At 44.8% G+C, this 13,468-nt stretch carries 7 protein-coding genes; all 7 read left to right on the top strand.

Annotated features, from left to right (window positions below; genetic code table 11):
* Positions 1-30 precede the first annotated feature (30 nt).
* The 7 genes from ACDZ28_RS18750 (at position 31) to ACDZ28_RS18780 (ending at position 13,090) form a co-directional block, all read left to right on the top strand.
* Complete coding sequence (locus ACDZ28_RS18750; RefSeq protein ID WP_375102483.1) at positions 31-3,789, top strand: alpha-L-arabinofuranosidase C-terminal domain-containing protein; 3,759 nt, start codon at positions 31-33, stop codon at positions 3,787-3,789.
* 259 nt (positions 3,790-4,048) lie between these two features.
* A complete protein-coding gene (locus tag ACDZ28_RS18755) occupies positions 4,049-4,570 on the top strand; it encodes a serine O-acetyltransferase (protein WP_076120016.1) in 522 nt (173 codons plus the stop codon).
* 110 nt (positions 4,571-4,680) lie between these two features.
* Positions 4,681-6,516 carry a UbiD family decarboxylase gene (locus ACDZ28_RS18760; RefSeq protein ID WP_042126098.1) on the top strand — a complete coding sequence of 612 codons (1,836 nt, stop codon included), beginning with the start codon at positions 4,681-4,683 and terminating at the stop codon, positions 6,514-6,516.
* Between the two features lie 149 nt (positions 6,517-6,665).
* Positions 6,666-7,214: a GNAT family N-acetyltransferase gene (locus tag ACDZ28_RS18765; RefSeq protein ID WP_231574109.1), complete on the top strand. Its 549-nt coding sequence runs from the start codon at positions 6,666-6,668 to the stop codon at positions 7,212-7,214.
* A 505-nt stretch (positions 7,215-7,719) separates the two neighbouring features.
* Positions 7,720-9,147, top strand: a complete 1,428-nt coding sequence (locus ACDZ28_RS18770) for a family 43 glycosylhydrolase (protein ID WP_375105377.1) — start codon at positions 7,720-7,722, stop codon at positions 9,145-9,147.
* Between the two features lie 58 nt (positions 9,148-9,205).
* Positions 9,206-11,458: a glycoside hydrolase N-terminal domain-containing protein gene (locus ACDZ28_RS18775; RefSeq protein ID WP_375102484.1), complete on the top strand. Its 2,253-nt coding sequence runs from the start codon at positions 9,206-9,208 to the stop codon at positions 11,456-11,458.
* A gap of 117 nt (positions 11,459-11,575) precedes the next feature.
* Complete coding sequence (locus ACDZ28_RS18780; protein WP_375102485.1) at positions 11,576-13,090, top strand: glycoside hydrolase 43 family protein; 1,515 nt, start codon at positions 11,576-11,578, stop codon at positions 13,088-13,090.
* Positions 13,091-13,468 lie beyond the last annotated feature (378 nt).

A 13,468-nucleotide genomic window follows, 5' to 3' on the forward strand; every position in this document is an offset into this window, starting at 1 on the left:
TCTAATACAAAAGATGACAGGTGATCTTCTATGAACAATGGAAACAGTAACAAATTTATTAATGGTAATTTGATAGCGCATTATAAGTTTGATAACCCCGATCATGTGGGTCAGGATTGCTCAGGGAATGGGAATGATGGAACCGCTTTAGGGACTAAACTGCCAATCATTCAGACTGTAGCAGGTAGAAGAGCTGTTTCGTTAGCGGGTGGAGAACATGGCACATCCTATATTTCGTTGCCGGATGATCTTCTTAAAGAAGTCAGCGACCAAACGGGTATTACTGTCTCGACTTGGATGCATGTAAGTACTGGTGGGAGCTTATGGGAAAGACTGTTCGATTTTGGCAAAGGCGAGACAGGACCCTATATTTTTTTAACGAGAAATTTCCGGGGGACTTGCTTTGCAGGAGAAGATTTAGTCGCAGATCCTGGGAGATCCTTTGCTGCTGGTGAATGGGTGCATGTCGGCTTTACAGTGACAGGAACAAAAGGTGGAACACTTAGCAGTGCGGGACCTGTAATTTATGTAAATGGTGAGGTCGTTGCAGATGGAATGATCAGTCAGACTTCTAGCGGTACATATGCTAAGTTACGTGCTTGGTTTGCTACATTTGAGGACCAAATAAATTATAGTAACAATACGATCGGCAAGTCCCAGTACGCTGCAGATGTAGATTTTGGCGGCTCTCTCTCGGACTTCCGTGTATATAAAGCGGGATTAACGCAGGACGAAATCATTGAGATTATGTGTGAATCTTTGACAGATGAAGAGATCGTTAAGCTTGCAAAAGATAAATACTTAACCTTTACAAGCTCGATCATCACCAAAGATATCGAATTGCCAGCTTCGCTCATGGGTGGAAAAGTTGACGTATCCTGGGTATCTAGTGATTCTGCTATCATTTCTGATAAGGGTGCCCTGAATAAAGCCGTCCAATCTGCTCAAGGCGTAACGCTTACTGCGGTTTTGAAAAAAGGTAACAGTACAGTAGAAAAGAGCTTCACTGTGTCTGTACTTCCAGAAGGTGTACCACCTTACACCTTAACAATCGATGGAAACCATGAGATTTTGGATGTTAGCGAAGTTCTATATGGCCTTTTCTATGAGGATATTAATAATGCGGCAGATGGTGGGATTTATGCAGAGCTAGTGCAGAATCGTTCCTTCGAGTCTTTTGCTTTTGACAGTTATTCGCATGTATGTGGTGTGCATGGGACTTCAACGGGTAGAAATTATACGCCTCTGCATGCTTGGTCTGGTGACACAGACAAAATGAAGGTTCACAATACAGGTGGATTAAACGATTTCTTCGGAATCGAAGATAAAGATATGAACGCCCATTATGTGACAGTGGCGGATGGCGCCACTATTAATAATAGAGGGTTTGCGGATTCCAATCAGCACTGCTCGATGTTTATTAAGAAGGATGCTAAGTATAACTTCACGATTTGGGCGAAGGCTGAAGCAGCAGGTACTATCACCCTACAATTGCTCGACAAAGACGGAAAAGCTATTAGTGATACTGCGGTAGTTGAGGTGAACGGTGACGGTAACTGGAAGAAATATGGTGTCGATTCTAAGCTTATATTAATAGGATCTGAAACTGTACTCGGTCAGCTGGCTTTAACTTTTAACGGTGAAATTTCTATTGATATGGTCTCCCTAATGCCGGAAGATGTTTGGGGCGCTGGGGAAGAGGAGCGTTCTGCTACAGCTCATGCTAACTATAAAGGGAATTCGAACTATAGATTGAGAAAAGATTTAGTGAATGCACTCGTTGATCTTCATCCTACATTCTTGCGTTTCCCGGGGGGATGTATTTCTGAAGGTTCTCACATTTGGGAGAATGTGTACGATTGGAAAGAGTCTGTCAACGATATTGAGCTTCGCAAAGAGAACTATAATGTATGGGGCTACATGATGACCATGGGTCTTGGGTATATGGAGTACTTCCAATTAGCAGAGGATTTGAATGCAACTCCACTGCCAGTTATGGCCTGTGGTGTACTGTGTCAAGCTCGTTCGGATTATGCGAATCCAGCTGGCGGTGCGTTAAGAGATTATTATGTGAAGAACTTTACGGATCTGATTGATTTCGCGATTAGCATGGATTTTGACAATAACGAGTGGGCCGCTTTGCGTAAAAAGATGGGCCATGAAGCAGCTTTTGACCTGCGTTATTTGGGCGTGGGGAATGAAAACTGGGGTACAGAGTTTTTTGCCAACTTTGAGTATTTCAAAACAACGATTGATGAATATATGGTAAAGAACTACCCTGATCATGAACTGACCATTCTTTCTACGGTTGGAGCACAAGCAGATGATGATGCTTACCAGCAAGGCTGGAAATTCCTAAGCGGAAATCTGCAAGGCTCGGAACAGATCAGCTTCACGGACGGAACATCGAGCATCGAAGAGACGGTTACCTGGTATGAGAAGCAAAAGAACTACATGGATACGATTGCGGATGAGCATTACTACCGTTCCAACGAGTATTTGTTAGAGAATGCGGATCGATACAATTACTATTACAGAGCATATAAAGAAGACGGCAGCTTGGACGAAGCTGAAACTTCTAAGGTTTTTGTAGGTGAATATGCTTCCACAGATAAAAACACATTGGCAGGAGCAATTGCTGAGGCGGCGATCATGTCCAGCTTCGAGAATAACTCTGATGTGATTAGACTGGCTGCAACGGCACCTTTGTTCAATAAGGTACTGACAGATGGCACTTATAGATGGACACCGGACTGCATTTGGTTTGATGATGAAACCGTTTGGTACACACCGAACTATTATGTTCAACAGCTGTACGCTAAATATCTCGGCACCAAAGTGGTTGGCACATCATTCTCGACATATCGCAACGGTGAAAAGGTAGACCTTATTCCTCACGGTGGAATTGAAGTGGCTGCTGGAAAAGCATCTGTGATTGTGAAACGAGTGAAGGTTACTTCGAATACAGATGGCAGCATTTTGTTCGAACAAGATTTTACACAGCTGCTGCATGAAGCTTGGAAAGTTATTCCTGGCTCTGCAGGATATACGATTGATCCTTCCAAAGGTTTAGTCTTGAAGGCGCAGAATAGCGGATTGAACGGATTGTACATTCTTAATGACGCGTGGACTAATTATCAAGCTGAGGTTATTGCTGAAAAAGCTTCCGGCGAAGATGGCTTCTATGTAGGCGCAGGTCTGACAGACATCTCACCAGAAAATAAAGACGTAATCGAATATGCGATTGGGTATAATGGCGATGCTACCGGCGTGAAGGTATTCAAGCAAGGGATTGAGGCTTATACACTCGGGGATTATTCCTCAAGTACCGCAGCCGGTAACCTAAGAGCTAGCTGCTATGAAGAGCTAACGGATCATACGGAATATAGCATCACTGTTAATTATGGTGGAGCAGATGGTAAGCATTTGATTTGCTCTTATACAGATGGCAAGACGACAAGTAAGGTGCTTGATTATAAGCTCGAAGCGTACAACAGAGAAGTATACAATTCCGTTACTAAAGATGATAAGCATCTCTACGTGAAGCTTGTGAATGCGGATCGGGTAGAGAAAGCAACGAAGCTTAATCTGAAAGGCTTAAACGTAGCTACTACCGGTAAATGGATTACTTTAACCGGTGATGCTTCGCTGGTTCACACACCTAATGTAAACAGAAAAAATGATGAGAAGGTTACTCCAGTTGAAATGAAAATCGTGTTTGATAAAGACACTGCAATTGTAAATCTAGCTGCTCATTCTGTGAATGTGATTGTTCTGGACCTTATTTAATAGAAAAGATAGCATTCAGCGCGCGCCGATATTACCTCGGCGCGTGTTGTTGTTTAGTAAGGCTTGTAATCGGTTGATGTTTATATAGGGAGAACTGTCCACTTCTTGATGAATCTCTGAATCTAACTTACACTGGTGAAGGTATTATCACTCGAATGACACTCCATTCTACGATCCTCCCAGAATTTTTTCTCTACTCAGCTGCTTTCATTTCACGAGAATATAGTTCTTATCTTGCCCTTAACAGGAGGACGATACAATGATGAAATCATTCAAAACGGACTGGAAAGTAAATCTAAAAAATCCACAAACGATTATGGCTTTGTTTACTTATCGTTTTGGAAATTGGGTGTATTATCGGGTGAAAAGTGGCCTGATCCGCAAACCTTTGTGGCTCCTATATCGAATAATGGATGTGCTGTTTGTTCGTATTATTGCCAATGGAGAGCTTCATGCGGAGGCTCAAATTGGTGATGCGCTTCATTTACCGCATGGATTAAATGGGATTATTATTAGTCCTAAAGCGGTGATTGGCAATAGCGCTACTATTTTTCATCAAGTGACCATTGGAGGGAGAAATAACTTAGGCGAGCCAGTAATTGGAGACAGAGCGTTTATTGGAGTAGGCTCTAAAATTCTAGGTCCGGTTACGCTGGGGAACGATGTTAATATCGGAGCTATGTCTGTCGTGGTTAAGGATGTGCCGGATAATGCTTCGGCAGTAGGAATTCCTGCTAGAAATATTTTGCGAGATGAACCCAAACCTGAGAATACAAGATAACAGCAGGGTGTCCTAGTACATAGGGAATCGCTTTATTTTAATAAGTTACAGGGTATAATTAAAGCATCCAAGAAATCTTGTAATAACCTTCTAGAGATCGGAGTAATGAAATGAAATATAGCAATTTAGAAGAGTGTGTTAATGATTTAGAGAAGCATGGACATTTGATTCGTATTCGTGAAGAAGTTGACCCCTATCTGGAGATGGCCGCGATTCACCTGAAGGTCTATGAAGCCGGTGGGCCTGCATTATTATTTGAAAATGTAAAAGGTTCGAAATTTCGTGCCGTATCTAACCTCTTTGGAACGATTGAGCGCAGTAAGTTTATCTTTCGGCGTACTTGGAACTCCACACATAACGTAATTGCACTTCGTAACGATCCTATGAAAGCACTTAAGAATCCTTTTAAATATGTAGGAACAGGATTATCCGCGAGAAAAGCATTGCCTATCAAAAAGCCAGGAGGTCTGCCAAGTGGTTTTGAGGAAATTAACATTTCTGATCTTCCGCTGATCACACATTGGCCGGAGGATGGCGGCGCTTTTGTTACCTTGCCGCAAGTGTATTCCGAAGATCCGGACAAGCCGGGCATTATGAACTCCAATCTGGGGATGTACCGTGTTCAATTGAATGGTAATGATTATGAACTCAATAAAGAGGTTGGCATTCATTATCAAATTCACCGCGGTATTGGCGTGCATCAAGAAAGAGCCAATCGAAAAGGTGAACCGCTTAAAGTGAGCTGCTTTATCGGCGGACCTCCAGCGCATACGTTATCTGCTGTAATGCCTTTGCCCGAGGGAATGAGTGAGATGATCGTGGCAGGCTTACTTTCCGGACGTCATTTTAGCTATAGCTATGTGGATGGATATTGCATTAGTAATGATGCGGATTTTGTAATTACAGGGGAAATCCATCCTGGCGAGACGAAGCCGGAGGGACCTTTTGGCGATCATTTAGGCTATTACAGCTTGGTTCACCCTTTCCCAGTCATGAGAGTACATAAAGTGTACGCTAAAAAGAATGCCATTTTCCCCTTTACGGTTGTCGGTAGACCGCCACAAGAGGATACTGCATTTGGTGAGTTAATCCATGAACTAACGGGTGGAGCTATCCGCCAAGAAATCCCGGGCGTTAAAGAAGTTCACGCAGTCGATGCTGCGGGCGTTCATCCCCTTTTATTTGCGATTGGCAGTGAACGTTATACACCTTATCAACAAGTGAAGCAGCCAGCGGAGATTCTTACGATCGCGAATCGGATTTTGGGTACGGGCCAGCTTAGTTTAGCTAAATTCTTGTTTATTACAGCCGAAGAGAAACAACCTATCAGCACACATGATGTTGAGGATTTCTTGACGTATATTTTAGAGCGCATTAATCTTCGTAGAGATATTCATTTCTATACGAATACAACGATTGATACCCTTGATTATTCCGGTACAGGACTAAACAGCGGAAGTAAGGTGATTTTCGCTGCGGTTGGGGAGAAGAAAAGAGAGCTATGTACAGAGGTTCCTGACATACTTGAACAACTACAGGGATTTGGACATGCAAAGATGGTGATGCCGGGTCTCGTGGCGCTTCAAGGCTCTAAATTCACTACTTACGCTGAAGCAGCGCAGGAAATGAACAAGCTTAGCGAAGCGATTCAAGAACAGGGAGCACTCCCATCTTGTCCGATGATTATTGTATGTGATGATAGCGAGTTCTTAAGTGATAGAATTGAGAATTTCCTATGGGCGACGTTCACACGCAGCAATCCTTCTCATGATATATATGGCGTGAACAGTTCAACGGAGTATAAGCATTGGTCATGTGATAACGTGATTATTGATGCGCGTGTAAAACCTCATCAAGCGCCACCATTAATTCCGGATCCAGCGGTTCAAAAGCATATTGAACGATTATTTGCTCCAGGTGGCAGTTTAAGCGGAGTAAAGATCTGAAGTCGTTGCATCGACCTCCTTGGAAAACCAAGGGGGTTTTTGCATTTATATGTGATGATTTTACTCATATGAATGTCTATGCTCTCGTAGTAAGGTTGAAGATAATGAATTGTTAATATTCACCATTTCTAATTGGGGACGTGCTCTAAATGAATGTTATGGAAACTGAACGGCTAGTGATTAGAAGGTTCACAGCAGAAGATGGACAGGACCTGTATGACTATTTATCCAAAGAAGAGGTTGTACTGTATGAACCCCACAAAGTATTCAATGCAGAGGAATGTAAAGTAGAGGCACTCCGGCGCTCAATGGATTCCGCTTTTTGGGCGGTATGTCTGAGATCTACAGGAAAAATGATTGGAAACTTATATTTTCAGGAGAGCGAGCCAAATACTTTTGGAACATGGGAGTTTGGCTATGTATTTAATTCTGATTATCAGGGTAGCGGATATGCCACAGAAGCTTGTAAGCATTTATTATCTTATGGATTTGAGCATATAAAGATGAGACGAGTGATTGCGAATTGCGATCCGAATAATACGCGCTCCTGGAAGTTACTTGAACGATTGAGACTTCGTAGAGAAGGACATTTTAAGCAGACCGGTTATTTTAAATATGATAGCAATGGTGATCCGATCTGGCATGACACTCTTTCGTATGGCCTGCTTAGAAGTGAATGGGTAACTATGAACGAATAACCTATCGTCGTAATCTCATTTGGATGTAAATAGGGTAAATAGGTGAGTAAGATTTACTCGCCTATTTACTGATTGAAAGTTTAAATGTATAAACGCTGTTTTTTAAAAATGTTCATAGTGAAACCTTCTCCGTCTTCCCATTTATGCACACAGGTGCGAAAAATGATTTTCGCCTGCTCGGAATAGTTGACCTGTTCTGTGTCAGCCTCTTCTGACATTCACTTGAATTACAGAACATCAGCTAAATCTTAGGAAAGATCAATGTTAAGTGTCTTTATGTCATGGACTTTGTTCAGGGTGCTTCTCTATACTGTAAGGGACAATCTGTGTATGGGGGATGTTTTTAAGAAAGAGAGCACAATTATATGTAACTTGCAGTCTAAACACGCAAAATGAAATGGACTACAGGTTCCCCGGCAGTCAAATTGAAAGCGGTTAAATCCATAATATTATATTCGGAAAGATCTATCACATCAAAACTAATAAATGACAAGGGTGAAATATGATGGCGAAAAAACAAGGGTTAAATCCGTACCTTCCGTCTTGGGAATATATCCCTGACGGTGAACCATATGTTTTCGAAGGAAGAGTCTATGTGTATGGCTCGCATGACCGATTTAACGGACATGCTTTTTGCTTGAACGACTATGCCTGCTGGTCTGCGCCTGAGGACAATCTGGGCAATTGGCGGTATGAGGGGGTAATCTATCAGACTACGGATGACCCTCTTAACCCTGATGGAAGCATGTGTCTATATGCTCCCGATGTCACCATTGGACCCGACAGGCGGTACTATCTTTACTATGTGCTTGACAAGGTTTCCGTAGTATCGGTGGCAGTCTGCGATACGCCAGGCGGTAAGTATGAGTTCTACGGTTATGTAAAATATGCCGATGGAACACGCTTAGGGGAAAGAGAAGGCGACGAGCCGCAGTTCGACCCAGGGGTGCTGACCGAAGGAGAGAACACTTACCTGTACACCGGATTCTGTGCTTTCGGGGATAGATCTAGACACGGCGCAATGGCAACGGTGCTTGGTCCGGATATGCTCACAATTATCGAAGAACCTGTATTTGTTGCACCGAGCCAGCCTCACAGCAAAGGGAGCGGATTTGAAGGTTATGAGTTCTTTGAGGCTCCTTCCATCCGAAAAAGGGAAGATACTTATTACCTTATCTATTCCTCGATCTCGATGCATGAATTGTGCTATGCTACAAGCCAACATCCGACCAAAGACTTCACATATCAGGGAGTCATTATTAGTAATTGCGATCTTCATATTGATACGTACAAGCCGGCAGAACAGCCTATGTATTATGGTGGCAATAACCATGGCAGCATCGTGGAGATCAATGGAGAATGGTACATTTTTTATCACCGGCACACCAATGGAACGGCATTCTGCCGGCAGGGCTGTACCGAGAGAATTGATTTCCTCGAGGATGGTACGATTCCCCAGGTGGAGATTACATCCTGCGGTTCGAACGGAGGACCACTCGTGGGACGGGGGGAATATCCGGCATACCTGGCCTGTCATTTGTTCTGCAAAGATCAGGAAATGTATACGGGAGGCTTCGGTCGTATTGGAGCATGGATGGACAGCCGGTTTCCAAAGATTACCCAGGACGGCAGAGATGGTGACGAAGAAATCGGTTATATTGCCAATTTGACGGATTCGGCTACCGCCGGGTTTAAATATTTTTCGTGCGAGGGAGTCACCAAAGTCAAAATCAAAGTGCGCGGATATTGCCAGGGCGCGTTTGAAGTCAAAACGTCGTGGGACGGACCGGCACTCGGACGTATACCGGTAGGCTTTACGAATGTATGGAAGGAATACTCAACTGATGTTGCTATACCTAATGGTGTACAAGCACTGTATTTTACGTATATCGGTAATGGTGCTGCCAATATGGCCTCATTTACTTTGGAATAACATACGGCCTATTTGGAATGTTGGTTTCATAGTAGAAGATTAAAGGAGTATACCAATTATGATAGATACTGGATACAGTCAGCGATTGTGGTACAGCCAACCTGCAGGAGAGTGGAACGAGGCTTTGCCGATAGGCAACGGGCGGCTCGGTGCCATGTTTTTTGGAGGTACGGCCGAAGAGAAATTGCAGCTAAATGAGGATTCCGTATGGTATGGCGGCCCGCGTAACCGCAATAACGAGGACGCTTTGCCTCATTTGCCCGAGATTCGCAAACTGATTATGGCGGGAAGGCTGGGGGAGGCTGAGGAATTGGCAGCGATGTCGATGGCAGGGCTGCCTGAAGCCCAGCGGCACTATTTGCCGCTGGGTGAATTGCTTCTATCCTTTGGCGACCACGGGCAGACTGCGGAAGACTACACGAGAGAGCTGGATTTGGAGCAAGGTGTTGCCCGAATCAAGTACCGAATCGGAGAAGTGAGCTATACTCGGGAAATGTTCGCTAGCTTTCCGGATCAGGCCATTGTCATACGTATTGCCACTGACAATAAGGATGGAATGTCCTTAAAGGCGAGATTCACTCGCCATAACTGGAGATATCTGGAGAAAACTAAAAAATGGCAAAATAACGGTCTGATTATGAGTGGTGATTGCGGCGGAAAAGGGGGCAGCTCTTTTGCAGCTGTCCTGAAGGCAGTCACAGAAGACGGTCTCTGCCGTACCGTTGGGGAGTATTTGCTTGTGGAAGGGGCGAGCTCGGTTACAATGCTACTTGCTGCAGGAACTACGTTTCGCCATTCCGATCCGGACCTTTACACCAAAAGACGGCTGCAAGAACTGAGCCAGGTTCCTTATGAAGAGCTGCTAGCCCGCCATACCGCAGATTACCGCAGCTTGTATGGACGAGTTAAGTTGAAGCTGCCAGAGAATCTGCACCAGGCTGGATTGCCGACCGACAAGCGGCTGAAGCGATTTCAGAAGGGGGAGGAGGACAATGGTCTAATAGTGACCTATTTCCAGTACGGTCGCTATCTCCTAATTTCCTCCAGTCGTCAAGGCTCATTACCCGCAAATCTGCAGGGGATCTGGAATGACAGCTTTACTCCGGCATGGGACAGCAAATTCACGATCAATATCAATACGCAAATGAATTATTGGCCTGCAGAAATCTGCAACCTGGCTGAATGTCATGAGCCTTTGTTCGATCTGGTAGAGCGGATGAGGGAACCGGGGAGGGTTACGGCCAGGGTCATGTATGGTTGCCGGGGATTCACGGCGCATCACAATACGGATATCTGGGCAGACACGGCGCCGCAGGATACCTATTTACCGGCGTCTTTTTGGCCGCTGGGTGCCGCCTGGCTGTGCCTGCATTTATGGGAGCATTATCGCTTCAATCAGGACCGCTATTTCCTGGCGCAGGCGTACGAGACAATGAAGGAGGCTGCACAGTTTCTGCTTGATTATTTAATAGAAGATGCCGAAGGCCGACTGATTACGTGCCCTTCCGTCTCTCCTGAGAATACCTACAAGTTGCCTAACGGTGAGTCTGGAGTGCTCTGCGTTGGAGCTTCAATGGATTTTCAAATTATAGAAGCACTGTTTGGCGCATGCATCCGCAGTGCGGAAATTATCGGCGTGGACGAGGCGTTCCGCGAAGAATTAACTGAAGCTCTGGAGAGGCTTCCCGAACCACAAATCGGAAAGTATGGCCAGATTCAGGAGTGGATGGAGGATTATGAAGAGGTGGAGCCGGGACATCGCCACATCTCTCATCTTTTTGCGCTTTATCCTGGCGACGCCTTCAACTCGGAGCATACGCCGGAATTGGCTGAAGCTGCTCGAACAACACTGGAACGCAGGTTAGCGAACGGTGGTGGCCACACTGGCTGGAGCCGGGCTTGGATTATTAACTTTTGGGCCAGATTAAAGGATCGGGACAAGGCCTATGCCAACGTCCGGGCTCTTTTGCAACATTCTACGCTTCCTAATCTGCTTGACAATCATCCTCCGTTTCAGATTGACGGCAATTTTGGGGGGACGGCAGGCATCGCCGAGATGCTGCTGCAAAGTCACACCGAAGAAATCAAGCTGTTACCTGCATTACCACAAAGCTGGAGTGAGGGAAGCATTAAGGGTTTGCGGGCAAGGGGAGGATATATCCTCGATTTTGCCTGGGAGGAGGGGCTAGTTACTGAAGTGGTTGTGACTTGTACAGTTTCTGGACCTTGCCGTATAGATGCTCCCGGCCTTGCTCCCGTTTCGTTCACAGGACAAGCCGGGTGTTCCTATACATTCATGTCAAAGGGATAAATAGGATGTAAACACTAGAACTGCATCTGGATGACCCGACAGGTCTATTAATTGTTTAAGTTTGTCTCATGGCAGTTTATGGAGAGGTAGAGGAATTCATCCTAAGGGGGAACTACAGTGAATACCGCTACAATAACTAATCCTATAATGTGGGCAGATGTTCCGGATGTTGACGTCATCCGAGTTGGTCCTATATTCTACATGGTCAGCACGAGTATGCATTCCATGCCGGGTTGCCCGATTATGAAATCGGTTAATTTGAAAGATTGGGAACTTGTGAATTATGTATATGATACCTTTGAAGATAACGATGCCCACCGGTTGCTGGACGGTAAAGGTATTTACGGAAAGGGTTCATGGGCGGCATCGCTCCGTTACAAGGATGGGGTATTTTACGTTTGTTTTTCCTCGAATGACATGGACCGGTTATATATTTACCGCACAGAGGATATTGAACATGGAGTATGGGAGCGTTCGGTGATACCGGGGCTTCACCATGACCCTGGTTTGCTATTGGATGACGATAACCGCAATTATGTGATTTACGGTAATGGTGATATCCGTATTAAGGAGCTGACTGAAGATCTTACGGCACTTAAGCAGGGGGGAACGGATCAGCTGCTGCTCGAAGGTGAACGTAAAGACATAGGTTTGCGCATCGAGGGCTGTCATGCTTACAAGCGGAACGGTTATTACTATTTGTTCTTTATTGAATGGCCGAGAACCGGAAATCAGCGTAGACGTCAGATTTGTTATCGGTCTTCCGAACTTCTAGGCCCCTATCAACGAAAAATTATTCTGGACGATGATCTGGGCTATCATAATAACGGTGTAGCGCAAGGAGGGTTTGTTGATACCCCATCTCAGGATTGGTATGCTGTATTGTTTCAGGATCATGATGCTGTCGGACGGGTCCCTTGCGTGCTTCCTGTGAGATGGGAGAACGATTGGCCTGTATTCGGAGACGACGATGCCTCACTTCGTGCTTTTGAGACCAGGCTTCCAGTTGCGGAGCCGAAGCCGCTTGTAATCAGTGATGAGTTCAACTATGAGACTAATCAGTTGGCTCTGAACTGGCAGTGGAATCATAATCCGGATAATTCGCTATGGTCTGTTACTGAGCGTCCGGGATATCTGCGAATCCGTACGGGTCAAATAGCAGATAGTATCCTGAGGGCGCGTAATACACTGACGCAACGTACGGAAGGACCTTCTTGCAGCGCGGAGACGCTGCTGGTGCTCTCAGGAGTCCAGCCCGGCGACCGTGCAGGAATGGTGGCGCTGCAGAATGAGTATGGTACCGTAGGAATTGCAGTCGATGAGCTAGGCCAATTTAGCGTTAATATGTGTGTGAACGACGGTGAAGGTTGCGAGGAGATCGTGGAGAGTATTGTATTCACCAGTCAACAGATCTATCTTAAGATTGATTTCAATTTTGAGGATAGTCTCGATCAGGCAAAATTCTTCTATTCGGAAGACGGAATAGCCTGGAAGAAGATTGGACGTGCGCTCCAAATGAGGTACACGCTGGATCATTTTATGGGGTACAGAATTGGATTGTTCAATTATGCGACCCACAATGCGGGCGGTTATGCCGATTTCGATTACTTTCATTATATTCGACAGCATTAAGCACGGCTTACGGATATGTGCAGGACTAAGGCATTTGAATTGTTACAAACGTTAAAGGGCGGCCATTCTGTGGCCGTCCTTTGCGTACTAATAGTAGAGGCTAGTCCCTATTAATGTCAGTATTGAAAGTGAAGGGTACTCTTCCGTTTCTTTGGATAGATCAATTAAAGGTCAGTAAATATCATTGTCTGAGGTTTAGGATTTCTCTATAATTTATATTGTATGTAAGGGAATTTAGACAGTATTCCAAAGGGAATTAATGAAATAAGAGTCTATGCTTATTAGAAATAATCAATTCAGAAGTGAGAGTGTTTATTCCTAGTACCACATTTACGCTAGAATGAATTCCATTAATTTTTAAGTGGATAAAAAAGTAAG

Source organism: Paenibacillus sp. RS8 (assembly GCF_041956825.1).
Lineage (GTDB): Bacteria > Bacillota > Bacilli > Paenibacillales > Paenibacillaceae > Paenibacillus_AQ.